16 protein-coding genes are annotated in these 15,403 nt (G+C 48.0%); 10 read left to right on the top strand and 6 right to left on the bottom strand.

The genetic code is table 11. From position 1 onward, the window contains the following. The first annotated feature begins 28 nt into the window (after window positions 1-28). Window positions 29-2,041, top strand: a complete 2,013-nt coding sequence (locus Q369_RS0117665) for an FAD-dependent oxidoreductase (RefSeq protein ID WP_031529112.1) — start codon at window positions 29-31, stop codon at window positions 2,039-2,041. A gap of 22 nt (window positions 2,042-2,063) precedes the next feature. Next, window positions 2,064-3,728, top strand: coding sequence for an FAD-dependent oxidoreductase (locus Q369_RS0117670; RefSeq protein WP_031529113.1), 1,665 nt, complete (start codon window positions 2,064-2,066; stop codon window positions 3,726-3,728). A 63-nt stretch (window positions 3,729-3,791) separates the two neighbouring features. Here Q369_RS0117670 and Q369_RS0117675 read toward each other — a convergent pair whose 3' ends face one another. Continuing rightward, complete coding sequence (locus tag Q369_RS0117675; RefSeq protein WP_031529114.1) at window positions 3,792-4,052, bottom strand: hypothetical protein; 261 nt, start codon at window positions 4,050-4,052, stop codon at window positions 3,792-3,794. Window positions 4,053-4,287: 235 nt separating this feature from the next. After that, window positions 4,288-4,863 carry a porin family protein gene (locus Q369_RS0117685; protein ID WP_031529115.1) on the bottom strand — a complete coding sequence of 192 codons (576 nt, stop codon included), beginning with the start codon at window positions 4,861-4,863 and terminating at the stop codon, window positions 4,288-4,290. Between the two features lie 422 nt (window positions 4,864-5,285). Between Q369_RS0117685 and Q369_RS0117690 the strand changes: the two genes are divergently transcribed. Continuing rightward, entirely contained in the window at window positions 5,286-7,640 is a 2,355-nt protein-coding gene (locus Q369_RS0117690) for an ABC transporter permease (RefSeq protein WP_031529116.1), read from the top strand. 1 nt (window position 7,641) lies between these two features. Here Q369_RS0117690 and Q369_RS0117695 read toward each other — a convergent pair whose 3' ends face one another. After that, the gene (locus Q369_RS0117695) at window positions 7,642-7,833 is read right to left on the bottom strand and encodes a hypothetical protein (protein ID WP_031529117.1); all 192 of its coding nucleotides are present in this window, start codon (window positions 7,831-7,833) and stop codon (window positions 7,642-7,644) included. Window positions 7,834-7,966: 133 nt separating this feature from the next. Here Q369_RS0117695 and Q369_RS0117700 point away from each other — a divergent pair, with 133 nt between their 5' ends. From Q369_RS0117700 to Q369_RS0117725, 5 genes are all read left to right on the top strand, one after another. Further along, window positions 7,967-8,371 carry a response regulator gene (locus tag Q369_RS0117700; RefSeq protein WP_031529118.1) on the top strand — a complete coding sequence of 135 codons (405 nt, stop codon included), beginning with the start codon at window positions 7,967-7,969 and terminating at the stop codon, window positions 8,369-8,371. A 238-nt stretch (window positions 8,372-8,609) separates the two neighbouring features. Then, the gene (locus tag Q369_RS0117710) at window positions 8,610-9,035 is read left to right on the top strand and encodes a VOC family protein (RefSeq protein ID WP_031529119.1); all 426 of its coding nucleotides are present in this window, start codon (window positions 8,610-8,612) and stop codon (window positions 9,033-9,035) included. A 98-nt stretch (window positions 9,036-9,133) separates the two neighbouring features. Beyond that, entirely contained in the window at window positions 9,134-9,388 is a 255-nt protein-coding gene (locus Q369_RS0117715; protein ID WP_031529120.1) for a DUF3072 domain-containing protein, read from the top strand. 25 nt (window positions 9,389-9,413) lie between these two features. Next, entirely contained in the window at window positions 9,414-9,821 is a 408-nt protein-coding gene (locus Q369_RS0117720) for a DoxX family protein (RefSeq protein ID WP_031529121.1), read from the top strand. Between the two features lie 10 nt (window positions 9,822-9,831). Then, a complete protein-coding gene (locus Q369_RS0117725; RefSeq protein ID WP_031529122.1) occupies window positions 9,832-10,785 on the top strand; it encodes an aldo/keto reductase in 954 nt (317 codons plus the stop codon). A gap of 38 nt (window positions 10,786-10,823) precedes the next feature. Here Q369_RS0117725 and Q369_RS0117730 read toward each other — a convergent pair whose 3' ends face one another. Further along, on the bottom strand, window positions 10,824-12,080 hold the full coding sequence (locus Q369_RS0117730) for a sensor histidine kinase (RefSeq protein WP_031529123.1): 1,257 nt from the start codon (window positions 12,078-12,080) through the stop codon (window positions 10,824-10,826). A 290-nt stretch (window positions 12,081-12,370) separates the two neighbouring features. On the opposite strand from Q369_RS0117730, the gene Q369_RS0117735 reads away from it, so the two are divergent. Next, window positions 12,371-13,327 carry a 3-keto-disaccharide hydrolase gene (locus tag Q369_RS0117735; protein WP_031529124.1) on the top strand — a complete coding sequence of 319 codons (957 nt, stop codon included), beginning with the start codon at window positions 12,371-12,373 and terminating at the stop codon, window positions 13,325-13,327. Window positions 13,328-13,330: 3 nt separating this feature from the next. Here Q369_RS0117735 and Q369_RS0117740 read toward each other — a convergent pair whose 3' ends face one another. Both Q369_RS0117740 and Q369_RS0117745 read right to left on the bottom strand, forming a co-directional pair. Beyond that, complete coding sequence (locus Q369_RS0117740; protein WP_051664126.1) at window positions 13,331-14,089, bottom strand: DNA alkylation repair protein; 759 nt, start codon at window positions 14,087-14,089, stop codon at window positions 13,331-13,333. A gap of 22 nt (window positions 14,090-14,111) precedes the next feature. Then, complete coding sequence (locus Q369_RS0117745; RefSeq protein ID WP_031529126.1) at window positions 14,112-14,510, bottom strand: DoxX family protein; 399 nt, start codon at window positions 14,508-14,510, stop codon at window positions 14,112-14,114. 164 nt (window positions 14,511-14,674) lie between these two features. Here Q369_RS0117745 and Q369_RS0117750 point away from each other — a divergent pair, with 164 nt between their 5' ends. Then, a complete protein-coding gene (locus tag Q369_RS0117750; protein ID WP_157488234.1) occupies window positions 14,675-15,388 on the top strand; it encodes a hypothetical protein in 714 nt (237 codons plus the stop codon). Window positions 15,389-15,403: the final 15 nt, after the last annotated feature.

Raw genomic sequence — 15,403 nt, forward strand, 5'->3', positions numbered from 1 at the left:
CCATACTACTCACTAAATCAATCTTGAAATGAGGATAAAACTGGTAGCTATTACGATCCTGACTGCCTTTGTCGCTTCCGGATTTCGCACTTCGCCGCAGACGGCGGCGCAAAAAGTGGATATCTGCATTTACGGCGGCACCGCGGCAGGTGTAATTGCGGCTTATACAGCCAAGAAAATGGGTAAAACTGTCGCCCTCATCGAACCTACCTCGCATTTGGGCGGTATGACCTCGGGCGGTTTGGGACAGACTGACATCGGTAACAAATACGCGATATCGGGACTTTCCCTGGATTTCTATCGCAGGCTGGGCAAGCATTACGGCAAGTTCGAGCAATGGATCTTTGAGCCTCACGTGGCAAAGAAATATCTGCAGCAGTACCTCGATGAAGCCGGCATTAAGGTCACTTACCAGCGGAGGATTGTTTCGGCAAGCAAGAATGGAACGGTGATCAACTCCATTGTTTTGGAAAACAGCCAAAAACCCGATCCGGCGACCAATACCACGATCGAGGCGGCCATGTTCATTGACTGTTCTTACGAGGGCGATCTGATGGCGCGCGCTGGTGTCTCTTATGCAGTCGGCCGGGAATCGAATGCGGAATATGGGGAGACGATCAATGGCGTGCAGCTGATGACCGGCCACCAGTTTCCCGACGGCATTGATCCTTACAAAATCCCAGGGAAGCCCGAAAGCGGCTTGCTGTGGGGCATTTCGGATGAAAAACTGCTGCCTAATGGAACGGGTGACAAGAAAGTACAGGCTTACAACTATCGCATTTGCCTCACTTCCGATCCTGCAAACCAGCTGCCGATCACGCGGCCTGCCGGTTACGATTCGACGCGCTACGAGCTTTTGGTGCGACTCATGAACAAGCAGCCCCAGCGGAAGACGCTCAATGATTATTTCATCTGGAGCAAAATGCCCAACAACAAAACGGACATTAATAATCGTAATGGCTTTTCGACAGATATGATCGGGACCAACTACGCGTACCCCGATGCAAACTACCGGAAGCGTGAGGAGATCATACGCGAGCACGAGGTATATACCAAAGGGCTGTTGTATTTTGTGGGTAACGATCCGCGGGTACCTCAGGAGCTCAGGAGCGAAATGCTGAAATGGGGTTACCCAAAAGATGAATACACCGACACAGGTAACTGGTCGCCACAGCTATATGTGCGTGAGGCGCGGAGAATGGTAGGTAACTACGTGATGACGCAAGCCAATTGCGAAAGCAAAAAGGTGGTAAGCGACGGCGTGGGAATGGCCGCATACACCATGGATTCGCACAATATCCAGCGTCTTGTGGTGAATGGGATGGTAAAAAACGAAGGTAATGTGGAAGTGGGCGGCTTTGGCCCCTACCCTGTTTCTTACCAGGCTATTGTTCCGAAACCGGCTGAATGTACTAACCTGCTTGTCCCCGTTTGCCTGTCTGCCACGCACATTGCTTACGGCTCTATTCGCATGGAACCGGTGTTCATGGTTCTCGCCCAGTCAGCGGCGGCGGCGGCGGTAATGGCAATCGACGGCAAGCTGCCGGTTCAAAAAGTGGATGTTGCAAAGCTGCAAAAGCAGCTCGCCGCTAATCCGCTGGTTACCGGCCGAATCCAGCACGTGGTAGTTGACAATGAAGATGCGCGGAACGTGAAAGTGGAAGGTAAATGGGCCACCGGCAACAAGGGCGGCTACGGGCCTTCGTTTTTCGCTTCTGACACAACTACGAAAAACTTGCAATCTGTACGGTTTACGCCGGTCATACCAAAATCTGGCAAGTACGCGGCTTACATCTACTTACCTAAGCTGCCCGGGTTGTCTTCGATTATTCCACTCACTGTTTCTGACGGTAAAAGCCAGAAGAATGTATCTATCAAAACTGCTGATGTGCAGGTCGTTGGTCAAACTTCCGGTGAATGGGTGTTTTTGGGCGACTTTGATATAGCTGCGGGTGCAAAAGCTTTTGTTGAAATCTCCAATAAAGGAGCCGACGGACAGGTACTCGCAGATGCTGTGCTGATGGTGCCGGCAGTTCAATAATTTTTACCTAACCTTTTTAAAAATGAAAAAATTAGTCGCATTTATATTGGCAGCCCTTTTTCCCGCCTTGCTGTTTGCGGAAGTCCAAAAAAATGATTTTGAGGCAGATGTAGTCGTTTACGGAGGTACCTCAGGTGCAGTTACGGCAGCAGTACAGGTAGTGAAGCAAGGCAAAACTGTAATTATGGTATCTCCTGACAAACACCTGGGCGGCCTTTCGTCGGGGGGATTGGGATTTACTGATACTGGTAATAAATCCGTGATCGGCGGACTGGCGCGAGAGTTCTACCACCGCGTGTACCTGCATTACGACAAGCCGGAAGCCTGGCAGTGGCAAAAGAAAGAAGAGTACGGTAACAAAGGCCAGGGCACGCCGGCAATGGACGGTGCCGACCGGACCATGTGGATATTTGAACCAAAGGTTGCAGAGCGTGTTTTTGAAGATTTTGTGAAAGAGAATAACCTGAAAGTGTACCGCGATGAGTGGCTCGACCGCGAAAAGGGCGTGAAGATGGAAGGTGGTAAAATCGTTTCCTTCAAAACACTGAGCGGCAAAACCTTCAAAGGAAAAATGTTCATCGACGCTACCTACGAGGGAGATTTAATGGCTGCTGCCGGCGTGAAATACCACGTAGGACGCGAGGCCAACAGCGTTTACAACGAGGAATGGAACGGGATACAAGCCGGCGTTTTTCAGCATGGGCATTATTTCAAAAAGAACGTGAGTCCGTACAAAATCGAGGGCGATCCGAAGAGCGGCCTGCTTCCTTATGTTTCAGACGAGCCAATCGGGAAAAACGGCGACGGTGATAACAAGATCCAGGCTTACTGCTTCCGTATGTGCCTGTCATCCAATCCCGACAACCGCATTCCGTTTGCCAAACCCGAAGGCTATGATCCTGCGAAATATGAGCTGCTGGCAAGGGTTTACAAAGCAGGCTGGTCAGAAACTTTCGACAAATACGATCCAATCCCAAACAAAAAGACCGATACCAACAACCACGGTCCATTCAGCACGGATTTCATCGGGCAAAATTACGACTATCCCGATGCTACTTACGAGCGCAGGAAGCAGATCATCAAAGAGCACGAGCTTTATCAAAAAGGCCTGATGTATTATCTGACCAATGACAAGAACGTACCCGACAGTGTGCGCGCCGAAATGGCGAAATGGGGCTTACCGAAGGATGAGTTCAAGGACAATGGCGGCTGGCCGCATCAGATCTACGTGCGCGAAGCACGCCGGATGATCGGCCAGGAAGTAATGACAGAAAATGAAACTCTGGGTAAAAAGCCGGTGAACCAGTCAGTGGGAATGGGATCTTACTCCCTCGACGCGCATAATGCGCAGCGGTATGTGAAAGAAGATGGTTTTGTCCAAAACGAAGGGGATATTGGTGTGCATCCGAAGGTACCTTACGCAATTTCCTATGGTTCGCTGGTACCTAAAAAAGCAGAATGCCAGAACCTGCTGGTTCCATTGTGCCTGTCGAGCACGCACATTGCATTCGGATCTATCCGGATGGAGCCGGTGTTTATGATTCTGGGCCAGAGTGCCGCTTCGGCAGCTGTACTGGCGATCGACAAGAAAGTGGCGGTACAGGATGTGGATTATGCCGAGCTTCGCAAGCAGCTGCTAAAAGATAAACAGCGACTTGAATACGTGGCACCGTCAACCGGCAAATGATCAGAATCAAGGCCTTCTCACTTCGGGAAGGCCTTTTTTGATGCCTTTGTATTGTTAATGGGACTATTTCTTGTGCAGCAAATCAGCCAGCTCGTCAATCAGCTCGTCGGTTTGATCCAGGTATTGTTCCTCATTTAATAAGCCCTGCTGATAGGAATGCAGGACCATGTCCAGGTCTGCTTTGATCTTTCCGCGCCGCTTTCTTGGCGGGAGTACATACTCTTTTTTGGAAGGGTACTTCTCGTCTATCCAGTTGAGTATCTGGCTAACGATGAAGCAGACCGTCCCGGCGACAATAAAGAGTATCAATTCAAGAAGTATCACTGTGCTACCCGGCTTAGAGATTCGCTGATTGCAAGTCGATTATAAACTTAGAAAAAACGTGCGAAGGATACAATGGCTTCCAAGTCACTTTTCGGGTGCTTTTCTAAGTTGCCGGGGAGAACCGCTGAACCGTTACTGAAATGAATGGATGAATGAAGCAGGTCCGGACCTGAGCGGGCAACAAAAAAGCGGACGAGCTGTTCAGCCCGTCCGCTTTTCAAAATAATGAATATGATTACTTCACCAACGGGATCGCCCAGAACAAACTTGCCTGGATTACGCTGTTTTTGAAATCAGGATTGATATTCTGACCTGTGAAGTTTCCCACTTTGGAAAGTCCCGCTACGTAGCGTACACCTACTCCCAAGCCAATCGGCGATTGGTAACCAATGCCACCCGCTGCTGCCAGATCAAGGTTTTTTGCAAAGTTATTGATCGTTTGATCAGGAATGTTGGATGAAGTCCTGAAACCCGCCTGCGGGCCAAACTCTACATAAAAGCCTCCATTTGTCTTGAACTTCAACATGACAGGTACAGTAACATAGCTGATCTTGAAATCAGACCTGCTTCCGTTACGGTCAACCTTAGCACCCTGTGTTGAAAACAATACTTCCGGCTGAATGGAGAATACATTTCCAAATCCGTAATTGATGATACCGCCAAGATGGTAACCTACCAAAGCGTCTGACTGAATGTCCCCGCCGGTGTAGTTGCTGATGTTTAACCCTGCTTTTGGGCCGATGCTGAATGACTGGGCGAATGCTGATTGTACGGACAAGAAGAGTACCGCAGCGAATAATAATTTTTTCATAATAGTAAAGTGATTAAAAATGATCTCGGATGTGCCCGAATATCGTACTTCCGGGATGACAACCGACCCGGTTAATTAACCTGGATATCGGTTACATTTCAAATCTCATGCCAAATGGATTTCCGGCTTAAAAGCGCTTTCGTTTGTCAATAACCAAAGAAGCTTTCCACTGAATTCGAATATGCTGTTTCTACATACGATCCTTTTGCCGACTGGACTGAATTCGAAATATTCACACGTTCCCTTCTGGACGTTCCTTGTTCATAAATGAACAACTTTCGGGAAAGATAAATGATTAATATATTAATAATCAGCGCCTTAATTGTTGGCAGACTATTTTAGTGAGAATCAGCAACAATGTAAGCAACACGTATTTTTTCTGCGGAAAACATGCCCCGGTTTTTACTTAATATTTGTTATCCATGATCAAAAACTATTTCAAGATTGCGGTCAGAAACCTCCTGCGAAACAAGGGTTTTTCTGCTATCAACATTCTGGGCCTTGTTGTGGGAATGGCCAGCGCGATGCTGATCCTTCTTTGGATCTACAATGAAGTAAGCTACGACCGGTTTCATCGGAATGCACCGTACCTCTATACAGCGTGGAACCGCGGAACGTTTGATGGTAAGTTGCAATGCTGGGATGGTACACCCAAGATACTGGGTACTACCCTCAAAGAAGAATTTCCTGAAATCGCCGACGTAGCCCGTAACTACTCGCGCTGGTATGTGACGAAAGCGGGCGAAAAAAAAATGTCAAGTGAGGCAATGGTCACCGATGCCGCTTTTCTCACGATGTTCGACTTCCCACTCTTACAAGGCGACGTCCGCACGGCGCTCAGCCATGTTAGCTCGATCGTGGTTACCCAAAAGATGGCGGTAAAAATGTTTGGTACCGAAGATGCATTGAACAAGGTAATCACGATAGACAAAGACAATTTCACGGTTACGGGCATTATGAAAGACCTGCCTACCAACACCGCGTTCACTTTTGAATTTCTGTTGCCCTGGGACTACCTGAAAAAGACAGGAGAGTACGACGAACACTGGGGTAACAACTCCGTGAAGACCTACGTACAGCTCAAACCTCATACAAATCCTGCATTGCTTGGTCAAAAGATCAGGGATGTTACGATCAGGCACTCTGCCAATACCGAAGACAACGAAGTATTTCTTCATCCAATTCAAAAATGGCATTTGTATTCCAATTTTGAAAACGGGAAAATCGCAGGCGGGCGCATCGTTATTGTGCGCCTGTTCAGCGTTATCGCCGGCTTTATCTTGCTTATTGCCTGCATCAACTTCATGAACCTCAGCACGGCGAGAAGTGAAAAACGCGCTAAGGAAGTAGGTATCAGGAAAGCGGCTGGCGCTAACAAATCCTGGCTTGTAAGTCAGTTTATCGGCGAATCTATATTGATCTCATTCATTGCGGGTTTGATCGCATTTGTAGCTGTTGTACTTACGCTGCCTGCATTCGGTACGTTGATCGGCAAAAGCCTTCAGATGCCGTATGCCAGTCCTGCTTTCTGGCTTGCGTTGCTCTCTTTTGTGCTACTTACCGGCATAATTGCCGGCAGTTACCCTGCATTTTTCCTTTCTTCTTTTAAACCGATCGAAATACTAAAAGGTACCTTTAAGAAGACCAATGCGACTGTCAGTCCGCGAAAGGTTTTAGTGGTAGTCCAATTCAGCTTCGCGATTGTGCTTATTATTTCCACGCTGGTTGTTGTTCGGCAGATCCGCTATGCACAAAACCGCAACGCTGGCTACGAGCGCGGACAGGTTATATTCCAATGGATTACGGGTGATCTTGAAAAGAACTATGACCAGATAAAACGCGAACTGGTAAGTAGCGGCGTAGCAGCGTCTATGACGAAAACGGCTTCACCGCTCAGTTACATCAACAGCGATACCTGGGGAATTGAATGGAAGGGAAAAAATCCAGGTGACAAAATTGACTTTGACCGGTTTAGCGAGGACGAAGATCTGGTGAAAACAGCAGGATTGCAGCTTATCGCAGGCCGCGATATGGACCTCACCAAATTCCCGTCAGATTCGTCGGCTATGCTGCTGAATGAAGCGGCTGTGCGGGCAATGGGCTTAAAAGATCCGATCGGGCAGATTGTGAAAGACGGCGATCTGGCGTATCACGTGGTGGGTGTGGTAAAAGATTTCCTGATAGGCTCGCCTTATGAAAATCTCAGACCAATGGTAATCGAAGGCGCACAAAGCAGCTTCAACGTAATTCATATCAAGCTCACTAACAACAAAGAAACTGCGGATCATATAAAGGCAATCGAAGCTGTCTTCCGCCGCTACAACCCGGATTATCCGTTTGAATACCACTTTGTTGACGAAGATTATGCGCTGAAATTCGAAGATACCCGCCGCATTGCCGCATTGACCGGCCTTTTCGCCGGGTTAACGATTTTCATTTCCTGCCTAGGGCTTTTCGGACTCGCAACTTATATGGCGGAAAACAGGGTGAAAGAGATCGGCGTACGGAAAGTACTGGGCGCCTCGGTGATGAGCATCACTGCATTGCTATCGAGGGAGTTCCTGCTGTTGGTACTGATTTCGATCGTGATCGCTGTGCCCGTAGCCTGGTATGCAATGCATCTTTGGCTAAGTGATTTCTCTTACCACACGAATATGCCCTGGTGGGTATTTGCATCAGCGGGCTTGCTCGCAATTGCAGTTTCGCTGGCCACAGTGAGTTACCAGGCGATAAGAGCCGCCTTGCTGAATCCGGTAAAAAGTTTGCGAAGCGAGTAGCTTACCAGAGCTTTTCTTCTTTCATGAAGCCTGTTGCAGTCAAAATCTGCATCAGAATGCTTGTTACCAGCATTGCTCTGACTACAATGAACATCGCGCGATAGTCAGCCTGCGGTTCAAGAACGATCACTAAATAGTAGAGGAGAATATTGGACATTGCCAATACGAGGAAAGTAAAAATCTTGCTAATCATATCTTCCGGTTTCTATTACGAAGATAATAAATGGAAGCGGAGCTGTGCAAGCATTGCACTACTAATCAACTTCATCGCGGTTTGATCAACAATAAAGAATATTTGATATTTTTGTATCAAATACAAATACGATATGGAAGAAGGTCAGACAGTCCATCTTGCAGATGACGACGAAGACGATAGAATGTTGATCAAAGATGCACTGGAAGAGGCGGACGCAAATGTAAGAGTGATTGAGGCGGAGAATGGTAAGGAGCTTCTGGAAAATGTAAAGGATGCGGACAATCTCTCCAACACGGTAGTGATGGTAGATATGAATATGCCAAAAATGAACGGCATTGAAGCTATCAAGGAGATCCGGTCAGATTCGGAGCTTGCCGCATTGCCGACAGTAATGCTCTCCACCTCAGACAATCCTGAACTTAAAAAAAGAGCGTTAGCAGCCGGTGCCGACGATTTCTTCGTAAAACCCAGCAGTTTCCGCGTGCTGCTGGAAATAGTTAATAAAATCCTCTTCAAATTTTTGAAAAGAAAATAATCAGAAACGCAGCCGGCTGACCTCCCGGCCGCTTTCCAAAACCATTTCTCTCGCAGTCTCCCGAAAAAAAAGCGGGGGCATCTTCACTTTAAATGCGTTCGCCTGCCTTGTGGATAATCATTGTCCTAACCACCCCCCGCGAATGTCCTTTTTAGGGACGATGTAATTGGTCCCGACAGCCTAATTTCGATTTATAGAAATTCTAAAACAAAACCTGTCAACCAAAAACATTCTCATCATGCCGAAACTTAACACTTACCTGAACTTCGATGGCAATGCAGAAGAGGCTTTTACCTTTTACAAATCTGTATTCGGTGGTGAATTTCAAGCCGTAAACCGCATGTCGGAAATGCCCGGCGCTGAGCAGCTTCCTGAAAATGAGCGAAACCGCCTGATGCACATTTCCCTTCCGATCGGTAAAGATGATGTTTTAATGGCGTCGGATATTCTGCCTTCGGCAGGCCACACGCTAACCTTTGGTAACTATGCGTACATCTCCGTGTTCGCAGAAAGCCGCGAAGAGGCCGACCGTCTTTTCAACGGATTGTCGGTGGGCGGAACCATTGAAATGCCAATGGAAGATGCATTCTGGGGCGACTATTTCGGAAGCTTTCAGGACAAATATGGCGTGAGCTGGATGATTAACTATCCGAGCCAAGGTTAATCCCGAACGCAATGTAGTTCAGATCACCTTTTTCACTTAGACCGGGTCCGCTGACTGGCTCGGTTTTTTTGTTTGTAGTTGGAAAAAACATCAGCAAAATGGCTACTTCAGACAAAAACCAATCAGACCAAAAAGAAAACGATCAAAACGACGCTGCTGCGCTCAAAGGCTCTAATACCGTGAAAGATCCAGATCAATGGACTACCGGCGACGAACCGATGACAGGCGCGCAGCAATCCTACCTGAAAACACTTTCGGACGAAGCAGGAGTTGAATTTGACGACAAGCTGACCAAAGCAGAAGCTTCCAAAAGGATTGACGAATTACAGCATCAGACAGGCCGCGGATTATAGGGGCCTCACACGTTATCGAATTTCTATGCCGGTATTTTCAAAATACACTTACTTTTTTATCAAACTTCCTGTTGCTGTTTCCATGTTCGGTCATGGTCTGGTAAGACTTCCAAAGCTGGCTGGTTTCAGCAACTGGATGGTTGAGAAAATGGCTAAGTCTTTCATCCCGGACGCACTCGTAGTCCCTTTCAGCTACGCATTGCCGATTGCCGAGCTGGTGATCGGTTTGCTTTTGATCATCGGTTTATATACAAAACAATCCCTGCAAGCCGGCCTCCTGGTAATGGCGCTGCTGATATTCGGCAGCAGCTCTACTGAAAGCTGGGATGCGATTACACCTCAGTTGATTCACGCAGGATATATGGCCGCTTTACTGCTGCTGGTTCATCACGACCGGTTTTCAGCAGACACAATGCGCGCCGGCATCAAATAACATTCACTTTATGCAAAAAGTACAATTAGGAAAAACAGACCTCCATATTGCGCCGGTCAATTTGGGCGGCAATGTATTTGGCTGGACACTGGATGAAAAACAGTCTTTCGAGATCCTGGACGCATTTGCGGGCGCGGGATTCAATTTCCTGGATACTGCCGACACTTACTCCTGGTGGGTGGAGGGAAACACGGGTGGTGAGTCGGAGACGATTATCGGCAAATGGATGAGCAGCCGCCAGAACCGAAAAGACGTTATTGTGGCAACAAAGGTCGGCTCACAAAATGGGCAGCACCCGGCTGATATCAGTAAGTCTTATATTTTGAAAACAGCCGAAGAATCGTTGAAGAGGCTTCAAACCGATTACATTGACCTGTATTACACGCATTTTGATGACGAGAAAACACCGGTAGAAGAGACGCTATCCGCTTACGAGCAGCTCATTAAAGAAGGGAAAGTCCGCTACATCGGCGCTTCCAACCTGAGCCCCGACAGGCTGAATGCATCCTTTGAAGCTTCTGAGAAAAACGGCTTGCCCGTGTACCAGGTGTTACAACCAAACTATAACCTGATCAGTAGAAGTACTTACGAGAACGATTATGCGCCCATTGCACAGAAACATAACCTTGCAGTACTACCCTACTTTGCACTAGCGGCCGGTTTTCTTACTGGGAAATACCGTTCGGAAGCTGACTTAAGCAAGAGCCAGCGTGGTGGCGGGATGAAGGATTATCTCAATGAAAAAGGCTTCGCGATCCTGGAAGCACTTGACAACGTATCTGAAAAACACGGTATGACACAGGCGACAGTCGCGCTTTCGTGGCTTTTGCACCAGCCTTTAATCGCTGCTCCCATTGTGAGCGCTACAAGCAAGAGTCAGCTCGAAACCATTTTTCAGGCACCTGAACTGCGGCTAGACAAGGAAGATCTGGAAAGACTTGATCAGGCAAGCAGAAACAGATAAGTAGAAAGAGAATGTGGCTTTGCGCCCCGTGGTAAGTGCTAGTAGCTGACCGCGGGGCGTCGTTTTAATGGAAGCGTAACCACAAAGATTGTACCTTTTCCTTCCACCGACTGGGCGGTAATTCGTCCCCCGTGATTGCTGACGATTTTGCGGCAGTACGCGAGAGAATTCCCCTCCGTCTGCCCGCCTTTGTAACCCGGAAATTTCGAAAATATGTCGAAAATCCGTTCCAGGTGAGTCTCGGAAAATCCTGCTCCATTGTCCTGGATCCGCAACTCTATCATTTCTTTGCTTTTCCCCATTCGGATAGCAGCGCTATTTTCCTGTGGCGTTTTGGTAAAAATCTCGATCAAATGCGCCGTATCGTTTTTGGCAAACTGCATTGAGTTCGTGATCAGGTTACTAAAAAGCTGCGCCATTTGAAAACGATTGGCATAAATGGTAGGAAGTGCTTCCACCCGCACGCTGGCCTCGGCTGCTTCTAGCTTGGGAGCCAGCAGCTCTGTTACTTCGGAAACCACGTCATTTAGGTCTACGGCTTCGAAATTGGTTTCATTATATAAATCGGCAAACTCGGAAAGCTCGGTGACGATTGACGAAAATTGCTGCGCACAGGAGTCTACTTTTTCGGCATAGATACGCAATTTGGAAGTATCGTTCTTCTCGGTCGCTTCGATAAGCATTCCGGTAAAGACGCGCATCTTCCGCAGCGGCTCCTGCAGGTTGTGGTTGGAAATAAAATGGAACTGGTGATTGATATTGATAGAATCTGCAAGCTGGTGGTTCAGGTCGCTTACAGCCTGCCTGCTTTTTTCGACGGCTTCAACGTTTTGTAAATGAAAGGCAATCAGGTCGGCGAACATTTCAAACATACCTACCGTCTTCACTCCGCTAAGCACCGCAGGTTTGGGATCGATGGCGCAGAGCGTACCGAAGAACTGCCCGTTCTTCAAATATATCGGGACTGAGATGTAGCTCTTAAAACCGTACATCTGTGGCGTGTGGTGATTACAGTACGTGGCATCCTTATCCACATCGTCGATTACCACCAGCTCGTGTCTTTCCCTGATCTCGTTGCAAATTGTAGTTTTCAGCGGCAATTCTTCTCCCGGCTTCAAACCGAATTCAATCTCGTCACGGACGCTGCACGCCAGCCACTTTTCATCTGTTACCCTTGCTACTGCCGCAAACCCCATTCCCGTCGAATTGCAGATCACTTCAAGCATTTTGGGAATTATCGGGATCTGCTCAATTCTTGCCAGATCATCAAGGAAATTCTTATCAAGACTCTTCATTGTTGAGGTGCATTTTGTCAAATCTACACAAAGTCGACCTTCATCAAAAGCAATTCAGGTTGTTTTAGTAATAAAAATGCTTTGAACGTGAGCCGATTATTCACGCTAATCGGCTCACATTTTGATTATATTTGAGCCGATTGCATCAACTACCCGGCTCATGAGCTATAACTGGCAATGCCACTGCACCCGGCGGCAAGCAGGAAATGCGGAAAGCACATGTACGCTCAGCCCGCAAGATTTTTCTAGAAATTTATCCATAAATTGACCTTTCTTAATATTCTAATATCATGATCAAATCATTCCGACCTAACCTGAAAAGGCTTTTCTGCCTTGCATTATCCACCGTGTCCATCTTCGCTGCACAGCTGGACGCGAAACCACTCGCATCAACACTGGAAGGCCGCTGGGACATTACCGTTGACAGAGATGGAAAGCCTGCTCCCTCCTGGCTGGAAGTACGCCACTCCGGCACCAAAACGCTGGTAGGACAGTTTACCGGCTTTTCCGGCAGCGCCAGGCCGATTGCAGAAGTAAAATTTGCAGATGGAAAATTCACATTCGAGATCCCGCCGCAATGGGAGCGCGGCGACAAGTACCTGTCCGTGGAAGGATCACTATCAGGAGAGACGCTAAGCGGCTCGATGACCACGCCGGAAGGAAAAACTTACACATGGAAAGGAGTACGTGCTCCTTCACTCCGCGGAAAAGGTACACCTGCATGGGGCACACCAGTGAAGCTCACGGCAGGCAATGAAATCAAAGGCTGGCACGCGGTGGGAGGAGAAAACCAGTGGGTTGCTGAGAATGGCATTCTGCGCAGCCCTAAATCTGGCGCTAATCTGATTACAGACCAGAAGTTCGGTGACTTTAAGCTTCATATCGAATTCCGCATACCGAAAGGAAGCAACAGCGGGGTTTACCTGAGAGGAAGATATGAAGTGCAGGTAACCGACAGCAAAGGAATGGAACCCTCGCTGGACCAAATGGGCGCAGTTTACGGATTTATCACGCCCAGTGAAATGGTAGCCAAAGATGCAGGCGAATGGAATTCTTTTGATATCACCCTGATCGGCAGAATGCTGACGCTTGTGGCAAATGGAAAAACAGTGATCAGCAACCAGGAAATCCCAGGTATTACCGGCGGGGCGCTGGATAGCAACGAAGGAGAGCCAGGCCCGCTGTACATTCAAGGAGACCACGGCCCGGTTGAATACCGCAACATTGTGGTTACTCCTGCGAAGTAATGCTTATTTAGCAAGTTTCAAGCCCATATAGTGGCTGCGCAGCGGCTTATCAAAATGTTCGATAGAGTAGCGCAGCAAAGTCCGCGGCATTGTAGCGGCATAGCGGTCGAGGAAGTTGAGCAGTTGCGGGCGGTTTACCTGTCCCGCACTGCGCAGCATCCAGCCGGTCGCTTTATGAATGAGATCGTGCTTGTCCTTCAAAAGCAGCTCCGCAATGCGGAAAGTATCTCCCAAATCCCCCTGTTTGATAAAATACCCGGTGCTGACAATGGCGGTACGCCGCTCCCAGATGTTCTCGGATCCGGCGAGCTGATAAAGTACTTCCCGCGATTCTCCCGAAAGGTACAGATACCCGCCAATTACATAAGGCGCACAAATATCAACGAGGTCCCAATTATTGATCCGGCGGGTATTGCGCAGGTAAAGATCAAATAACGCCTTGCGCTGCTGCATGGGTGTTTTTTTAAGCCTGGCCTGCTGATTAATGATACTGAGTGCGCCGGTCCTTACTTCATGCACCGGGTTTTGCAGGAGTACTTCTATTTCCGTGAGCGGCAGACCGAGATATGCTTTCGCCAGGGTGAAGATTGTACCCATTCTCACACCCATGAAAGTATCGCCCTCGCCATATTCCCCTTCACCTGTCTTGAAATACCGCATCAGCTTCATTGCTTCTACGGGCGACTGATAGGCTTCCAGCTGCCTGACGAAGTCAGCGGCCGTAGGGCTTGCGGGAATGTCGGGTGAGGAAATGGCGGCCATAAATTGGGGTAGCGCTTGCTGTCTACGACAAGATAATTCTTTTTACCTTATCATCACGCAGGCACAAGCCAACCCACACCAGGATACCGAATACGAGCGCAAAATAAAGCGGCTGCCCGGCGCGTACCATGATCGCGATTGCACCGCCGAGATAGCCGGTAAGCAAGATAGCGCCCAGCACCGCAGTGCGTGGAATGATGTACAGAACTGTACTTAGCAGCAATACGATACCAATGCTTTGCACCTGATCCACCGGCCAGCCGAGCTGCGCAGATCCCTCAATCGAATGCGACTCTTTAATTACTTTCATGATCGAGTCAAAAAGAAGGAACAACACACACAAGGCACTGATGATTTTACCGGCCAACACACCTTTCGAAGAATGTACCTTTACAGGCTCGTTTTCAAATGCAGCTTCCATCGATTTTACAAGGTCTAAATTTTGTGTTTGAATCTTTGAACAACACAAAGCTACTCACCCGGCGATCCTTGAAGGCTGTGTAGATACGGCAATAAGAGGGGGCGTTTGCGACATCAAGTAGAAGAATGCGGGCGTAAGCTTATCTTGGCTGTAAAAACACCATAATGCTTACTCGTACAATAATCATTTTCATTGCCTGCTGCATGATCTACGGTTGCAAAAGCGCCAAAGACAGCCCTAAGTTTAATTTCGCCGATGGTGTTTATCATACCGAGTTGAAGGGGATAAAGCAGCAGGTTTACATAGAAAATACAGAAGATTCTGTCATCGTTTATTCCCTGCAAAAAGGCTGGAAACGAATGGACCTGAAAAGTACTATTCTGCAGAAAAAGTCTTATCCGCAGAAATCTGACAAGGAAACACTTGGGGCAAACAAATACTGGCAGAACGGTTTTGATGTGGATATACTGACAATTCCGCTCAAATTTCGCCCGACTGCTGAATCATCCCCGAAACAGTTTAGCAATAACCTGAATGGGGTTGTGTACCTCGGCTATCGCACAGATATTTACCGGCTTTCCTACAAGAAAAACCCGATCGGCAGGATTACCCAGGACGTAAAGCATTACGGGCTTTCGGCAGGACTAATCACGGGACTTGGCGCTACTGCCATGAACCCCTGGGTTACCAACAATGCGATTAGCATAGAATATGACGGAATGGTTTGGTCAAAAGGCGTCGCGGTACTGATGGGCTTGAACCAAATTACATTCGGCCTGGTTGGTGGCGTTGATCACCTCCTGGATAAAAACCGCGAGAGCTGGATTTACAATGGAAAACCGTATGCGGGACTCGTTGTTGGTTTAAATCTGAATTAAACACCACTACCAGTA

Source organism: Dyadobacter crusticola DSM 16708 (assembly GCF_000701505.1).
Lineage (GTDB): Bacteria > Bacteroidota > Bacteroidia > Cytophagales > Spirosomataceae > Dyadobacter > Dyadobacter crusticola.